This window comes from Citrobacter sp. RHBSTW-00881 (genome assembly GCF_013728515.1).
Classification (GTDB): Bacteria; Pseudomonadota; Gammaproteobacteria; order Enterobacterales; family Enterobacteriaceae; genus Citrobacter; species Citrobacter braakii.
Window position 1 is genome coordinate 710,851 of record NZ_CP056269.1, and the last position, 16,220, is coordinate 727,070.

Below are 16,220 nucleotides of genomic sequence, written 5' to 3' on the forward strand. Positions count from 1 at the left end.
CGGATCTTTACGTTGCCTTACGTTCAGACGGGGCCGAAGCCCCGTCATCAGCATCAGTTACGGAACGGGTTGTTACCGTTGCTGCTGGTTGAACGTGCAGCCGTTGGTTGAGCCGCAGGCATATTGCCGTTGCTGTTAAAGTCATTCACAGCGGCATCTTGCTGCGGATTTTGCGGCGCTACGTTATCCGGAGAAGTCGGGATCGGTTTACCCAGCGTATTGTTCAGAGCCACCAGATCCTGCTCGTTCAGCGTACCGAGCGCAGATTTGACGTTAAGCTGGTTGATAAGATAGGTATAACGCGCATTCGCCAGTTGCTGCTTGGCGTTGTACAGCGTGGTGGTGGCATCCAACACATCCACGATGGTACGGGTACCTACGGAATAGCCTGCTTCCATCGCATCTAAAGAGCTTTGGGCAGAGACAACCGCTTGTTTGTACGCGTTAATGCTACTGATAGAAGCATTAATGTTGTTGAACGAAGAACGCACGGTTTGCACCACGCTACGGTGTGCGCTTTCCAGTTGTTCGCTCGCGCCAACAAAGTTGTACTGCGCTTGTTTCACCTGCGAATTAACCATCCCACCCTGGTACAGCGGCAGCGAGAAGTTCAGACCGATTTTGTTCTGGCCCATGTTGCTGTCGTCATACTGGGAGGTGTTGGTTTTCGACCCGCTGTAGGAGGTGTCAGAAACGCCGGTAGAGGCGGTCAAACCCAGCGTTGGTAAGTGACCATCCTGCGCCAGACGAATCTGTTCACGCGCCAGATCCTGGCTCAAACGCGCCTGCAATAATGAGAGGTTGCGGTTTTCTGCTTCTTTCAGCAGCGCGTTCACCGCCTGCGGTTTGTTGGTTTTAAAGCCATCAACGTTCAGCGAAGCCAGTTCCGGGTAGTAGTTACCTGTCACCTGGCGCAGCTGTTCTACCGCGTTGTCCAGATTGTTACGCGCGGTCACTTCGTTCGCCAGCACGGTGTCGTATTGTGAACGGGCGTTCTGTACGTCAGTGATGGCGACCAGGCCAACGTTAAAACGCTGTGTGGTCTGATCTAACTGACGATAGACCGCATCTTTCTGTGCCTGAGTGTAAGACAGCACGTCAATCGCGTTCAGTACGTTAAAATAAGCGGTAGCGGTATTCAGGATCAGCGTTTGCTGATCGGTCTGATACGTTACGTCCTGGATGCCTGCTGCTTTTTCTTGCAGCGTCAGGGCACGCCATTTAGACATGTCGAACAGCGTCTGAGTCAATTGTAATGACGCGCTGGTTGCGTTGGAGTTGACGCCATTTGCATCACGGTAGCCATTGCTGTAGGTGTAATCGGCACCTAAACCTAGTTGCGGCAGTAATGGGCTACGCGCTTCGTTAATTTTTTCGAATGCAGCATCGCGATCGGCGGCGGATTTACGCAATTCCGGGTTGCTCAGGCGTGCTTGCTGATAAACCTGCATCAGGTTTTCTGCCTGGCTCAAAGTAGTGAACCCCGACAGGCTCAGGCCGATAAGGATGGGGAGCAATTTCTTCATTTGCATTCCTTGTTGTGAAGCAGTATTTAGCGCTGATCAAATTGTAAAAATATTTGCTGATTCTAGCAGAATCCGCCACTTCAAAAAGTTGGCGTTACGTGCCATACGGCGTTAATTTGCATCAATTTAACACAAGGGCGTTCAAACATCAGTCAAACGACCTTGAAATTCACATTTTAATCACTATTGGTTTCAGGACAGCACAATGCGTAAACCAGACAACTTGCCAATGACTTTCACTAAAAATGATGTAGAAATTATTGCACGAGAAACGCTATACCGCGGTTTTTTTTCACTGGATCTTTATCGGTTCCGCCATCGCCTGTTTAACGGCGGTATGAGCGGTGAGGTAAAGCGCGAAATTTTTGAGCGCGGACACGCGGCAGTCTTGTTACCCTTTGACCCTGAGCGGGACGAAGTTGTTTTGGTCGAGCAGATCCGTATCGCAGCGTTTGATACCAGCGAAAGCCCTTGGCTCCTGGAAATGGTGGCCGGAATGATTGAAGAGGGCGAAACCGTTGAGGAAGTGGCTCGTCGTGAAGCGATGGAAGAGGCCGGGCTGGAAGTTAAACGTACGAAGCCCGTTCTGAGCTATCTGGCAAGCCCTGGCGGCACCAGTGAGCGCCTGTCTATTTTAGTTGGCGAAGTGGACGCCACGACCGCGAGCGGGATCCACGGTCTGGCTGATGAAAACGAAGATATTCGTGTTCATGTGGTGAGCCGGGAGCAGGCTTATCAATGGGTTGAAGAGGGGAAAATCGACAACGCGGCTTCTGTCATCGCCTTGCAATGGTTACAGCTGCACTATCAAGAGTTAAAAACTGAGTGGAAAAAATGAAGCGTTACACACCTGACTTCCCTGAAATGATGCGCCTGTGCGAAACCAACTATTCGCAATTGCGCCGCCTGCTGCCACGTAATGATGCAGCCGGTGAAACAGTGAGCTATCAGGTAGCAAACGCACAATATCGGTTAACGATCGTTGAATCGACCCGATACACTACGCTTGTCGCGATCGAACAAACGGCACCCGCGGTTACTTACTGGAGCCTGCCGTCATTGACAGTCCGCCTGTATCATGACGCGAGGGTGGCTGAAGTGTGTTCGAGTCAGCAGATCTTTCGCTTCAAAGCGCGGTATGATTATCCAAATAAAAAGTTGCATCAACGCGACGAAAAGCATCAAATTAATCAGTTTCTGGCCGACTGGTTACGGTACTGTTTAGCACATGGAGCGATGGCGATTCCGGTTTATTAGCGTCGTGAAACCTAAGGACACCATTTGGAAAGCCTGTTAACCCTTCCTTTGGCTGGTGAGGCCAGAGTCAGGATCTTACAAATTACAGACACTCACCTGTTTGCCGAAAAGCATGAAACGCTGCTGGGTGTAAACACCTGGGACAGCTATCAATCCGTACTGGATGCAATACATGCAGAGTCGCCTGAATACGATCTGATCGTCGCGACTGGTGATTTGGCGCAGGATCAATCCGCTGCGGCCTATCAGCATTTTGCTGAGGGCATCGCAAGCTTTCGTGCGCCCTGCGTTTGGCTACCGGGCAATCACGATTTTCAGCCGGCAATGTACAGCGCGCTACAGGACGCGGGGATCTCACCCGCTAAACGCGTCTTTATTGGTGAACAGTGGCAAATCCTGTTGCTGGACAGCCAGGTATTCGGCGTTCCCCACGGTGAATTAAGCGAATTTCAGCTCGAATGGCTGGAACGTAAACTTGCCGATGCGCCTGAGCGCAATACTTTGCTGCTTCTGCATCATCATCCTCTGCCAGCAGGTTGTAGCTGGCTCGATCAGCATAGCCTGCGTAATGCCGCAGAGCTGGATAACGTGCTGGTGAATTATCCTCGTGCCAAGTATTTGTTGTGTGGGCATATTCATCAGGAACTGGATTTGGACTGGAACGGACGCCGCCTGCTGGCGACGCCGTCGACCTGTGTGCAGTTTAAGCCACACTGTTCCAACTTCACGCTAGATACCATCAGCCCAGGCTGGCGGACGCTGGAGCTTTTTGCTGACGGGACGTTGCAGACGCAGGTACGCCGTCTGCAGGGTAATCGGTTCCACCCTGATACCGCTTCAGAAGGCTACTGATGTCTACGCTTCTTTATCTTCACGGATTTAATAGTTCTCCTCGTTCGGCGAAGGCATGTTTGCTGAAAAACTGGCTGGCGGAGCATCATCCGCACGTTGAGATGATCGTACCCCAGTTGCCACCGTATCCGGCCCAGGCCGCAGAGATGCTGGAATCGATCATTCTTGAACATGGCGGAGAGTCGCTGGGAATTGTCGGTTCCTCGCTAGGAGGCTATTACGCCACCTGGCTGTCGCAATGTTTTATGCTGCCCGCGGTGGTGGTGAACCCTGCTGTCCGACCTTATGAACTGCTGGTCGACTATCTCGGTCAAAACGAGAACCCCTACACGGGGCAGCAATATGTGCTAGAGTCACGCCATATTTACGATCTTAAAGTCATGCAGATTGACCCGCTGGAAGCGCCGGATTTGATCTGGCTGCTTCAACAAACGGGCGATGAAGTGTTGGACTACCGCCAGGCGGTGGCGTATTACGCCTCCTGCCGCCAGACAGTTATTGAGGGCGGAAACCACGCATTCACGGGCTTCGAAGATTATTTCAACCCGATTGTCGATTTCCTTGGACTGCACAGTTTCTGACGATCAATTCGAATTGCTTATTTAAACCATGACGCAAACTTATAACGCTGATGCCATTGAGGTACTCACTGGGCTTGAGCCGGTACGCCGTCGCCCGGGGATGTACACCGATACAACCCGTCCGAACCATCTTGGACAGGAAGTGATTGATAACAGTGTGGATGAAGCACTGGCGGGCCACGCAAAACGCGTGGACGTGATTTTACATGCCGACCAGTCTCTGGAAGTTATTGATGATGGCCGCGGCATGCCGGTAGACATTCACCCTGAAGAGGGCGTTCCGGCGGTAGAGCTGATCCTCTGTCGTCTGCACGCAGGCGGTAAGTTCTCCAACAAAAACTATCAGTTCTCTGGTGGTTTACATGGGGTGGGGATCTCCGTGGTCAACGCCCTGTCGAAGCGTGTGGAAGTGAACGTGCGCCGCGACGGGCAGGTGTACAACATCGCGTTTGAGAACGGCGATAAGGTGCAAGATTTACAGGTTGTCGGTACCTGCGGTAAACGCAATACCGGAACCAGCGTGCACTTCTGGCCGGATGAAAGCTTCTTTGACAGCCCGCGTTTTTCCGTTTCGCGCTTAACGCACGTACTGAAAGCCAAAGCGGTGCTGTGCCCTGGCGTTGAGATCACCTTCAAGGATGAGGTCAATAACAGTGAACAGCGCTGGTGCTACCAGGATGGACTGAATGACTATCTGAGCGAAGCGGTGAATGGCTTGCCGACGCTGCCGGAAAAACCGTTTATCGGTAATTTCAGCGGTGAAACAGAAACCGTGGACTGGGCGCTGCTCTGGCTGCCGGAAGGCGGCGAGCTGCTGACTGAAAGCTATGTGAACCTGATCCCCACCATGCAGGGCGGTACGCACGTTAACGGCCTGCGCCAGGGTCTGCTGGATGCAATGCGCGAGTTCTGTGAATACCGCAATATTCTGCCGCGCGGCGTGAAGCTGTCGGCGGAAGATATCTGGGATCGCTGTGCTTACGTGCTGTCAGTAAAAATGCAGGATCCGCAGTTTGCCGGACAAACCAAAGAGCGCCTCTCTTCGCGGCAGTGCGCGGCATTCGTCTCTGGCGTGGTGAAAGATGCTTTCAGCCTGTGGCTGAACCAGAACGTGCAATCAGCCGAACTGCTAGCTGAGATGGCGATTTCCAGCGCCCAGCGTCGTCTGCGGGCCGCGAAAAAAGTGGTGCGTAAAAAGTTGACCAGCGGTCCGGCGTTGCCGGGGAAACTGGCGGACTGTACCGCACAGGATCTTAATCGCACCGAACTGTTCCTCGTCGAAGGTGACTCGGCGGGCGGATCGGCTAAACAGGCGCGCGATCGTGAATATCAGGCGATCATGCCGCTGAAAGGTAAGATCCTCAACACCTGGGAAGTCTCTTCCGATGAAGTGTTGGCCTCGCAGGAAGTTCACGATATTTCGGTGGCGATCGGCATCGATCCGGACAGTGATGATCTGAGCCAGCTGCGCTACGGTAAGATCTGTATTCTGGCGGATGCGGACTCCGATGGTTTGCATATCGCCACGCTGCTGTGCGCGCTGTTTGTGAAACACTTCCGTACGCTGGTGAAACACGGTCACGTCTATGTGGCGCTGCCGCCGTTATACCGTATCGACCTCGGTAAAGAGGTGTATTACGCGCTGACGGAAGAAGAGAAAGCGGGCGTGCTGGAGCAGTTAAAACGCAAGAAAGGCAAGCCGAACGTGCAGCGCTTTAAAGGTCTGGGTGAAATGAACCCGATGCAGCTGCGTGAAACTACGCTGGATCCAAACACCCGCCGCCTGGTGCAGCTCATCATCGAGGACGAAGACGATCAGCGTACCAACGCAATGATGGATATGCTGCTGGCCAAGAAGCGTTCTGAAGATCGCCGTAACTGGTTGCAGGAGAAAGGCGACCTGGCGGATCTCGAAGGGTAATTGACCGTGAATGCCTGGTGGCGCTGGGCTTACCAGGCCTGAGGATTGCAATATAAGCCGGATACGTCTGTTTATGGCGTTATCCGGCAAATCGACAATCTTAAATGCCAGACTCCAGAATACGAATACTCATGTCCAGCACGTCGCCTTTCACGGCTTCGCTATAGGCTTTCATATGCGGTGTCTGCAAATGCGCTTCAAGATGCGCAATGCTTTCCCACTGTTCAACCATCACGATTGAGTCCGGGGCTGTGGTCTGAAAACTGACGCCAGCAGCATGATCGACCATCGGCGCGTAGCCGTGGCAGCCTTCTTCTTTTAATACGGTTGGAACGATTTTAGCGAATTGATCCAGTACCGCCTGGCGGTGATGTTGACCTGGACGTGTACGGATTTCTGCAATAACGGTAAGCATGGTTAACTCCTTCTAATTCCAGGTTACCAGTTAACCAAAAATTTCGTTCAGATGCTTGCGATATTCTGCGATATAACGCGGGACGTCCGGCATTTTAATCACGTCATTGGTGATAAAGGTCGGCAGCGCTTCCATTCCCAGGAACTGGTTTGCTTTATGGAACGGGAGATAAACGCCATCAACGCCAACGCCATGGAAGAACTGATCTTTTTCAGTAAAAGCTTCCATCGGTGCGTTCCAGGTCAGTGACAGCATGTATTTTTTGCCCTGAATCAGCCCACCGGAGCCGTATTTTTTAGACGCATCTGAACGCGTGCGACCATCGCTGGCGTACAGCGTACCGTGACCTTCGGTAAACACGTCATCAATGTATTTTTTCACGGTCCACGGCGCACCCATCCACCAGCCAGGCATTTGCCAGATAACCACATCGGCCCAGACGAAGTTCTGTACTTCATCAGAAATGTCATAGTCGCTGTCGGCGCGCACGATTTTAACATCATGCCCGAGGTCGCGCAGAAGGCCATCCGCGACCTCGGTCAGGGTGTCGTTTAACTGACCGTTGGAGTGGGCGAATTTTTTCGCACCATTGATAATCAGAATGTTGCTCATTTTGTGTCCTCAGGGAAATACGTTTGAAGACGATTTTACCCCTACCAGCGACGCGGTGAAATTAGCAAAATGTGCAAAGTCTTTTGCTATTTGAGCAATAATAACGCAATTACCAACTGACCTTCGCTTCAAAGCCACCTTGCGGAGCGTTGCCAAACGAGGCTGACATTCCATGCAATATTGCGATACGGCGGACAATCGATAGGCCAAGACCGCTGCCGGTCACGCTTTGTCCCGGTGGACGATAAAAGCGTTCCCCGATGTGCGTCAGGACCTCTGGCGCAACGCCAGGACCATTATCCTTGACGCTAAAATTACGGGCGTTGAGCGTCACTTCCACAATGCTACCCCGCGGGCTGTAACGGATCGCATTATCCAGCAGATTTCGTACCATCAGGCTCAGTAACAGCGGCTGTCCTGTGCGCATGATGTTATGCGCGTTAATCTGCAAACGCACGTCGATGTGCGCCTGCTGGGCTGGATGGTAGATATCCATCACCGCGGATTGCAAAAGCTCCTCCAGCGAGATTTCCGCCACATCCTGAAGATTGTCGAGGGAGTCGAGGCGTGAAAGCGTCAGTAACTGATCGACCAGTCGGGTGGCGCGTTCAATTCCCGCATGCAACTGTACCAGCGCTTTTTCCCGCGTTTGCGGGTCGTCGTCTGACAGTTGCACCACTTCCGTTTGTACTTTAAGCGCGGTCAACGGGCTGCGCAGCTCGTGGGCAGCATCAGAAGTGAAGCGCCGTTCGCGGACCATCATGGAATGGGTGCGGGTAAACAACTGATTGAGCGATTCAACCAACGGGCGCACTTCGCTAGGTACACCTTTCGGATCGAGCGGCTCTTCCGATTCCGGTGAGCGCCAGCGCAGAGCCTGCGCCAGTTTTTTCAGCGGCCTGAGTTCACGGCTAATCATGACCACCAGGATTAGCAACATCAGCGGCAGCGCAATCAACCACGGTGTTAACTGGGCGGTGACGATCGACAGCGCCATATCCTCTCGATACTCCCACTCCTGGCCTACCACAATGCGGTATTTGCCGTCAGCGGAATTCAGCCACAGAAAACGCCATGCGTCGTTGTCCCCCTTGAGTTGGCCATCGGTAAAGCCTTCGCGGGTGTAGCTGTAGGGAATGTCCTGGCCGTTGTCGCCATCGTGCAATACCATTTTTCCGTCGATGGTGAAGATGGCAAACGTCAGCGCGTCGTCATCAATATGGCCGTGCTTGAGCTTCTTCGGCGTGCGAGCCATATTGCTTGAGGTGGTGACGTCGCTGATATCCAGCGTGCTAAGCCGCTTGGCGAACAACATCAGTTGGGTATCAAACAGCTCATCGACATTGTCGGTGGTCTGCTTCCAGGCTACAAAGCTCGAAACGGCCCAGGTTGCTGATGCCAGAATCAGAAAAATAAGCGTTAGCCTGACGCGCAGGCTGAGGCGTTGTGTGAGTTTCATGCGTCACCCAGGGTGTAGCCAATGCCATGCACGGTACGGATAAAGTCGCTGCCGAGCTTACGGCGTAAGTGATGGACGTGTACCTCAATCGCATTGCTGGAGACGTTTTCGTCCCAGGTATACAGTTTTTCTTCAATCAGTTTGCGGGGCAGGACGCGACCCTTATTGCGCATCAGCAGTTCCAGTAGCGCGAACTCTTTGGGTTTGAGAGACAAAGGCTCACCTGCCGCCGTGGCAACCAGCGCACCGGGATCGAGCGTCACCTGACCATGGCGCAATATGTTGCTCGCCTGGCCGCTGGCACGGCGCACCAGCGCCTCCAGCCTGGCGGCAACTTCGATCAGCGCAAAGGGTTTGCACAGATAGTCATCCGCGCCGAGACGCAGACCCTCAACGCGTTCCGCCAGCGCGTCGCGAGCGGTCAGAATCAGCACTGGCTCCTGCTTTCCGTTGGCTCGCCATTCGCGCAAGATGTCCCGTCCGTCGATGCCTGGCAGCGTCAGGTCGAGGATCACCGCATCATAAGGGGCGCTGTAGAGCGCTTCTTTCCCCTGGCGGCCCTCGGTAAACCAGTCGATGCTGAAACCCATTTTACTCAGACCTGTTTTCAGGCCGTCGCCGATCAACGTGTCATCTTCGATCAGTAAAATACGCATATGTTCTTCCCTGCAGCCGCTCTCATTAGCGTCAGTAAACCTTGTGACTACAGCCTCTGTACAGCAAAAAAAGTATCTTTTTTTGCCTTAAGAACTTGTTAAGGATTAACTTATTTAATAGTCGTAAACCAAAATGAAAGGGAGACATGACGATGAAAAAATTAGCTGCAATGGTTGCTGTAATGGCACTGTGTTCCGCACCTGTTCTGGCAGCGCAGCAGGGCGGTTTCTCTGGACCGACAACCACCACGCAAAGCCAAAATGGCGGATTTGTCGGCCCGAATGGTAGCAGCGCGACGGTAGAAAGCGCCAAATCACTGCGTGATGACACTTGGGTTACCCTGCGCGGGAACATTGTTGAGCGTATTTCCGACGACCTGTATGTGTTTAAAGATGCGACCGGCACGGTGAATGTGGATATCGACCACAAGCGCTGGAACGGCGTAACCGTCACACCGCAGGATGTGGTTGAAATCCAGGGTGAAGTGGATAAAGACTGGAACTCCGTTGAAATCGACGTGAAACAGATTACCAAAGTTGCCAAATAATCCCCATCAGGGCCGCACTCGTGGCCCTTTTCTTTGTGACTCAACACGCCAGATAGGGTAGTATCTGCGGCAATATTGCCCTTCAATAGAGGGGTACAAAGTTGAGGAACCACGATTAATGAGCGATATGGCAGAGCGCCTGGCGCTGCATGAATTCACGGAAACCGCCTATCTGAACTACTCCATGTACGTCATCATGGACAGGGCGTTGCCGTTTATTGGCGATGGTTTGAAACCCGTTCAGCGTCGCATCGTGTACGCGATGTCCGAACTAGGGCTGAATGCCAGCGCCAAATTTAAAAAATCCGCCCGTACCGTCGGTGACGTACTGGGTAAATACCACCCACACGGCGACAGCGCTTGTTATGAAGCGATGGTGCTGATGGCGCAGCCGTTCTCTTACCGCTATCCGCTGGTCGACGGGCAGGGGAACTGGGGGGCGCCGGACGATCCGAAATCTTTCGCGGCGATGCGTTATACCGAATCCCGCCTGTCTAAATATGCGGAAGTTCTGCTGGGTGAACTTGGCCAGGGAACGTCGGACTGGGTGCCAAACTTCGACGGCACCATGCAGGAGCCGAAGATGCTGCCTGCGCGTCTGCCAAATATTCTGTTGAACGGCACGACCGGTATTGCCGTTGGTATGGCGACGGACATTCCGCCACACAACCTGCGTGAAGTGGCGAAAGCGGCGATTACCCTGATTGAGCAGCCGAAAACGACGCTGGATCAGTTGCTGGACATCGTGCAGGGGCCGGATTACCCGACCGAAGCGGAGATCATTACCTCGCGGGCGGAGATTCGTAAGATTTACGAAAACGGACGCGGCTCCGTACGTATGCGCGCGGTATGGACGAAAGAAGACGGCGCGGTGGTGATTTCCGCACTGCCGCATCAGGTTTCCGGAGCAAAAGTGCTGGAGCAGATCGCCGCTCAAATGCGCAATAAAAAGCTGCCGATGGTAGACGACCTGCGCGACGAATCGGATCACGAAAACCCGACCCGTCTGGTGATTGTCCCGCGCTCCAATCGTGTGGATATGGAGCAGGTGATGAACCACCTGTTTGCCACCACCGATCTGGAAAAAAGCTACCGCATCAATCTGAATATGATCGGTCTTGATGGTCGTCCGGCGGTGAAAAATCTGCTGGAGATCCTCACCGAATGGCTGGCGTTTCGCCGCGATACCGTACGTCGTCGCCTGAACTATCGTCTGGAAAAAGTGCTTAAACGCCTGCATATCCTTGAAGGTTTGCTGGTGGCGTTCCTCAACATTGACGAAGTAATCGAAATTATTCGTCATGAGGATGAACCTAAGCCCGAGCTGATGTCGCGGTTTGGCATTTCTGAAACCCAGGCTGAAGCCATACTTGAGCTGAAATTGCGCCACCTTGCCAAACTCGAAGAGATGAAAATCCGCGGCGAGCAGGATGAGCTGGCGAAAGAGCGCGATCAGCTGCAAGGCATTCTGGCTTCCGAGCGTAAAATGAGCAACCTGCTGAAGAAAGAGCTGCAGGCTGATGCCGAGGCCTATGGCGACGAACGCCGCTCTCCGCTGCAGGAACGTGAAGAAGCGAAGGCGATGAGCGAGCACGACATGCTGCCGTCAGAGCCAGTGACCATTGTGCTGTCTCAGAGTGGTTGGGTGCGTAGCGCGAAAGGCCACGACATTGATGCGCCGGGATTAAGCTATAAAGCGGGCGACAGCTTTAAGTCTGCGGTGAAGGGTAAGAGCAACCAGCCAGTGGTGTTCGTGGACTCGACCGGACGCAGCTACGCCATCGACCCGATTACGCTGCCGTCGGCGCGTGGGCAGGGTGAACCGCTGACCGGGAAGCTCACGCTGCCGCCGGGCGCGACGGTTGAGCACATGCTGATGGAAGGCGACGATCAGAAACTGCTGATGGCATCCGATGCGGGTTACGGTTTTGTCTGCACCTTCAACGACCTGGTAGCTCGTAACCGTGCTGGTAAGGCATTGATTACGCTGCCAGAAAATTCGCGCGTTATGCCGCCGGTTGTGATTGAAGATGAAACCGATATGCTGCTGGCAATCACCCAGGCCGGTCGCATGTTGATGTTCCCGGTAAGCGATTTGCCGCAATTGTCAAAAGGCAAAGGGAACAAGATTATCAATATCCCTTCAGCGGAAGCGGCGAAAGGTGAAGATGGCCTGGCGCAGCTCTACGTGCTGCCGCCACAAAGCACGCTGACTATCCACGTCGGTAAGCGCAAAATTAAACTGCGTCCTGAAGAGTTGCAGAAAGTGACCGGCGAGCGTGGCCGTCGCGGTACGCTAATGCGTGGTCTGCAGCGTATCGATCGCATTGACATTGACTCGCCTCGACGCGCCAGTCACGGCGACAGCGAAGAATAACGCTACCGTCCGGCTCTCCCTGTTTTAGCCCGGGGAGAGCCAACGTTAAAAATTCCCGTGAAACCGTTGTTTATTCGTGCGTTGCGATTAACAATACGCTTTTCCAGAGAGCCGCCCTTAACAAAGCCCTAACCTGATACTGCGTGATGAATCAGGTGACGTAAAATGCCAGGCTCTTAGGCCTCAGAGGTTGTTATGCTATATATTTTTCGTTTAATCATTACTGTTATTTACTGCGTTCTGGTCTGTATTTTCGGTTGCATATACTGTCTGTTCAGCCCACGAAATCCAAAACACGTCGCAACGTTCGGTCATATGTTTGGCCGCCTGGCTCCCCTTTATGGCCTGAAGGTTGAGTGCCGCATGCCGGCAGACGCGCAGAACTATGGTAATGCTATCTATATTTGTAATCATCAGAACAACTATGACATGGTTACCGCTGCGAATATCGTTCAGCCGCCGACGGTGACAGTAGGCAAAAAAAGCCTGTTGTGGATCCCATTCTTCGGGCTGCTGTACTGGTTAACCGGCAACCTGCTGATTGACAGAAACAACCGTACCAAAGCGCACAGCACCATTGCGGCGGTGGTGAATCATTTCAAAAAACGTCGTATTTCTATCTGGATGTTCCCGGAAGGAACGCGCAGCCGTGGTCGCGGTCTGCTGCCGTTTAAAACCGGCGCGTTTCATGCGGCGATTGCGGCGGGTGTCCCGGTTATTCCGGTGTGCGTTTCAACCACCTCGAATAAGATAAAACTCAACCGACTCAATAATGGTCTGGCGATTGTAGAGATGTTGCCGCCGGTAGATATTAGCCACTTTGGGAAAGATCAGGTTCGTGAACTGGCAGCGCATTGCCGTACGCTGATGGAACAAAAAATCGCAGAACTCGATAAAGAAGTTGCTGAGCGGGAAGCCGCCGGTAAGGTTTAATCCGCGCAATTCGGGTTTGTTACAGGAAAAGATTTCCTGCGTGTTAATCGCCAGTTTTTCATGGAGTTTATATGTCATTCAGTCGGCGTCAGTTCATTCAGGCATCGGGGATCGCACTGTGTGCAGGTGCTGTTCCGCTGAAGGCTAATGCTGCCGGTCAGCAACAACCGTTACCCATACCTCCGCTGCTGGAGTCCCGTCGGGGGCAGCCGTTATTTATGACGCTGCAACGCGCCCACTGGTCCTTCACGCAAGGCACGCGCGCACCTGTCTGGGGGATTAACGGTCGCTACCTGGGACCGACGATCCGCGTCTGGAAAGGGGATGACGTCAAGCTTATCTACAGCAACCGTCTGACTGAAAATGTCTCGATGACTGTCGCTGGATTACAGGTGCCAGGCCCGCTGATGGGCGGCCCGGCGCGCATGATGTCCCCTAATGCAGACTGGGCACCAGTGCTGCCGATTCGTCAGAATGCCGCTACGCTGTGGTATCACGCCAATACGCCAAATCGTACTGCCCAGCAGGTTTATAACGGTCTTGCCGGAATGTGGCTGATTGAAGATGAAGTGAGTAAATCACTGTCTATTCCCAACCACTACGGCGTGGATGATTTTCCGATCATTATCCAGGACAAGCGTCTGGACAACTTTGGTACGCCGGAGTACAGCGAACCCGGCAGCGGTGGTTTTGTCGGTGATACGCTGCTGGTCAACGGGGCGCAAAGCCCGTATGTCGAAGTCTCTCGCGGCTGGGTGCGTTTGCGTTTGCTGAACGCTTCAAACTCGCGTCGTTACCAGTTGCAAATGAGCGATGGCCGCGCGCTGCATGTGATTTCCAGCGATCAGGGCTTTTTACCTGCGCCCGTTTCGGTGAAGCAGCTCTCGCTGGCGCCTGGCGAGCGCCGTGAGATCCTGGTGGATATGACTAACGGAAATGAGGTCTCTATCACCTGTGGTGAGGCGGCCAGCATTGTCGACAGGATCCGCGGATTCTTTGAGCCTTCCAGTATTCTCATCTCCACGCTGGTATTGACGCTGCGCCCGACCGGTCTCCTGCCGCTGGTGACCGACAGTCTGCCAATGCGCCTGCTGCCAACGGAAATCCTCAGTGGTTCACCGATTCGCAGCCGTGATATCAGTCTGGATGACGATCCCGGCATCAACGGTCAGCTGTGGGACGTCAACCGCATGGATATTACCGCTCAGCAGGGCTCCTGGGAGCGCTGGACGGTACGAGCGGATATGCCTCAGTCTTTCCATATCGAAGGCGTCTCGTTCCTGATCCGTAATGTGAATGGCGCAATGCCGTTCCCGGAAGACCGGGGCTGGAAAGATACCGTCTGGGTCGACGGCCAGGTTGAATTACTGGTCTACTACGGACAACCTTCTTGGGCTCATTTCCCGTTCTACTTTAACAGTCAGACGCTGGAAATGGCGGATCGTGGTTCGATCGGACAGATATTGGTGAACCCGGCGCCGTAATGCGCCGGAGTTTCCGTTACGCCCGCCAGAACATGCGCGAGAACAGGATCAGAATGGGGTAAATCTCCAGACGCCCCATGATCATGGCCGCGCACATCAGAAGTTTTGCCTCCTCGTTTAAGGTGCCAAACGTCGTTGCGGTGATGCCAAATCCCAGCCCCATGTTATTGATGCAGGCGGCAACGGTGGCGAATGAGGAGAAGAGATCGTAGCCCATCAGATTGAGCGCCCAGATAAAAAAGCTGGTAAATAAAACGTAGAGAAAGAAAAAGCTCCATACCGAACGCACTACTCGGTCGCTTACTACGTTATTGCCCACTTTGATATTCAGCAGGGCGCGAGGATGCGCGAGCTGGTGTAACTCCTGACGGCATTGCTTGAACATAATCAAAAAACGCAGCACCTTAATCCCCCCGCAGGTCGAGCCGACACAACCGCCGAAGAAACTGGCGCTGAGCAGCATGAAGATCGTGTGCGAAGGCCACTGCGCATAATCCGCCGTCGACAGGCCATTATCTGTCAGCATCGAACTGGCCAGAAAAAAGGCATGCACCAGGCTGTCCGTTATCCCGTACATACCCGCCCGCCAGACCTGCCAGGTGGCGATCAAGGTGACAACCAGCGCAATAAGCAGAAAGAAACGCAGCTCGGCATTACGACGAAAGGGCTTAAAGGTACGTTTCACAATAGCTACGTACCAGAGGGTGAAGTTAAACGCAGACAGCAGTGAAAACAGTCCGGCGACTAACTCAATAGCGTGGCTGTTATAAAACCCGATGCTCTCGCTACGGGTGGAAAATCCGCCGAGAGAGACCGTCGACAGCCCGTGGCATAAGGCATCGAAAAACGACATCCCGGCAACCCAGTAGGCCAGAGTACAAATAAGGCCGAGAATGACGTAGGTCAGCCACAGCGTACGTGCGGTATCAGCAAGCCTTGGCGTGAGGCGTTCTTCTTTAAAGGGACCTGGCATTTCAGACTGATACAGCTTCATACCACCAATACCCAGCAGGGGTAATACCGCCACGGCAAGGACAATAACCCCCAGGCCGCCAATAAAATTGAGCTGAGCCCGATAGTACAGATACGATTTCGGCAAGGCGCTGACGTCGTCAATCACCGTAGCGCCAGTGGTGGTTATCCCGGAAACCCCTTCGAACAGGGCATCGGCAAAGGAGAGATTTAAGCCATCGTCCATCCACATCGGCATGGCGCTGATAAACGAAAACAGCAGCCAGAACAGGACGATAATGACGAAGCCATCCCGGGTTCGTAGTTGAATTCCTGCATGTTTGGTTGCCAGCCACGCTCCACCGCCGAGGGTAAAGAACGTCATAAATGTGCTGAAAAAGGCGAAAAAGCTCCGCTCTTTATTTAACAGAGCAATGGTCATCGGCGGCAGCATGGAGAAGCTGTAGAGAAGAACCAGAAATCCGCACAGGTGAACAACTACCCGTAACTGGGAAATATGCAGTGAATCGTTGAGTCGCAATGAAAAATCCCCCGCCGAAAAAGAGTTATCTCAGCTGGCCGGCATGGTGTTAATTATGAATGATAAAAATGGGCGTCGTAAAATTTAACAATTTAAATCACTTTCTA

Annotated in this window: 15 protein-coding genes; 9 read left to right on the plus strand and 6 right to left on the minus strand. The window is 53.3% G+C overall.

Features of this window, described 5'->3' with window-relative positions; translation table 11 throughout:
* Positions 1–53 precede the first annotated feature (53 nt).
* Positions 54–1,532, minus strand: coding sequence for an outer membrane channel protein TolC (gene tolC, locus HV311_RS03500; RefSeq protein WP_137367411.1), 1,479 nt, complete (start codon positions 1,530–1,532; stop codon positions 54–56).
* Positions 1,533–1,731: 199 nt separating this feature from the next.
* Between tolC and nudF the strand changes: the two genes are divergently transcribed.
* Genes nudF through parE form a run of 5 tightly spaced genes read left to right on the plus strand, consistent with a single transcriptional unit; the run spans position 1,732 to position 6,137 of the window.
* Complete coding sequence (nudF, locus tag HV311_RS03505) at positions 1,732–2,364, plus strand: ADP-ribose diphosphatase (RefSeq protein ID WP_019077696.1); 633 nt, start codon at positions 1,732–1,734, stop codon at positions 2,362–2,364.
* Entirely contained in the window at positions 2,361–2,783 is a 423-nt protein-coding gene (locus tag HV311_RS03510; RefSeq protein ID WP_003024582.1) for a DUF1249 family protein, read from the plus strand. The genes nudF and HV311_RS03510 overlap by 4 nt, the downstream gene beginning before the upstream one ends.
* A 24-nt stretch (positions 2,784–2,807) precedes the next feature.
* Positions 2,808–3,635, plus strand: coding sequence for a 3',5'-cyclic-AMP phosphodiesterase (gene cpdA, locus HV311_RS03515; RefSeq protein WP_016154517.1), 828 nt, complete (start codon positions 2,808–2,810; stop codon positions 3,633–3,635).
* The gene (gene yqiA / locus HV311_RS03520; RefSeq protein ID WP_003024575.1) at positions 3,635–4,216 is read left to right on the plus strand and encodes an esterase YqiA; all 582 of its coding nucleotides are present in this window, start codon (positions 3,635–3,637) and stop codon (positions 4,214–4,216) included. The genes cpdA and yqiA overlap by 1 nt, the downstream gene beginning before the upstream one ends.
* A 28-nt stretch (positions 4,217–4,244) precedes the next feature.
* Positions 4,245–6,137, plus strand: a complete 1,893-nt coding sequence (gene parE / locus HV311_RS03525; protein WP_046276169.1) for a DNA topoisomerase IV subunit B — start codon at positions 4,245–4,247, stop codon at positions 6,135–6,137.
* A gap of 100 nt (positions 6,138–6,237) precedes the next feature.
* Here parE and HV311_RS03530 read toward each other — a convergent pair whose 3' ends face one another.
* The 4 genes from HV311_RS03530 to qseB form a co-directional block, all read right to left on the minus strand.
* The gene (locus tag HV311_RS03530; RefSeq protein WP_016154515.1) at positions 6,238–6,552 is read right to left on the minus strand and encodes a putative quinol monooxygenase; all 315 of its coding nucleotides are present in this window, start codon (positions 6,550–6,552) and stop codon (positions 6,238–6,240) included.
* Positions 6,553–6,582: 30 nt separating this feature from the next.
* Positions 6,583–7,164, minus strand: coding sequence for an NAD(P)H-dependent oxidoreductase (locus HV311_RS03535; protein WP_047358646.1), 582 nt, complete (start codon positions 7,162–7,164; stop codon positions 6,583–6,585).
* Positions 7,165–7,273: 109 nt separating this feature from the next.
* The gene (gene qseC / locus HV311_RS03540; RefSeq protein ID WP_047499227.1) at positions 7,274–8,623 is read right to left on the minus strand and encodes a quorum sensing histidine kinase QseC; all 1,350 of its coding nucleotides are present in this window, start codon (positions 8,621–8,623) and stop codon (positions 7,274–7,276) included.
* Positions 8,620–9,279, minus strand: coding sequence for a quorum sensing response regulator transcription factor QseB (gene qseB / locus HV311_RS03545; protein WP_191220712.1), 660 nt, complete (start codon positions 9,277–9,279; stop codon positions 8,620–8,622). Before qseB ends, qseC begins: the two co-directional genes overlap by 4 nt.
* Before the next feature lie 152 nt (positions 9,280–9,431).
* On the opposite strand from qseB, the gene HV311_RS03550 reads away from it, so the two are divergent.
* From HV311_RS03550 to ftsP, 4 genes are all read left to right on the plus strand, one after another.
* Positions 9,432–9,827 (plus strand): YgiW/YdeI family stress tolerance OB fold protein, encoded by a 396-nt coding sequence (locus HV311_RS03550; protein ID WP_016154511.1) that lies wholly within the window; start codon positions 9,432–9,434, stop codon positions 9,825–9,827.
* Positions 9,828–9,945: 118 nt separating this feature from the next.
* A complete protein-coding gene (parC, locus tag HV311_RS03555; RefSeq protein ID WP_016157479.1) occupies positions 9,946–12,204 on the plus strand; it encodes a DNA topoisomerase IV subunit A in 2,259 nt (752 codons plus the stop codon).
* Positions 12,205–12,399: 195 nt separating this feature from the next.
* On the plus strand, positions 12,400–13,137 hold the full coding sequence (gene plsC, locus HV311_RS03560) for a 1-acylglycerol-3-phosphate O-acyltransferase (RefSeq protein WP_016154509.1): 738 nt from the start codon (positions 12,400–12,402) through the stop codon (positions 13,135–13,137).
* 71 nt (positions 13,138–13,208) lie between these two features.
* Positions 13,209–14,621 carry a cell division protein FtsP gene (gene ftsP, locus HV311_RS03565; protein ID WP_191220713.1) on the plus strand — a complete coding sequence of 471 codons (1,413 nt, stop codon included), beginning with the start codon at positions 13,209–13,211 and terminating at the stop codon, positions 14,619–14,621.
* A 16-nt stretch (positions 14,622–14,637) separates the two neighbouring features.
* Here ftsP and HV311_RS03570 read toward each other — a convergent pair whose 3' ends face one another.
* Positions 14,638–16,113: a TrkH family potassium uptake protein gene (locus tag HV311_RS03570; protein WP_016157477.1), complete on the minus strand. Its 1,476-nt coding sequence runs from the start codon at positions 16,111–16,113 to the stop codon at positions 14,638–14,640.
* Positions 16,114–16,220 lie beyond the last annotated feature (107 nt).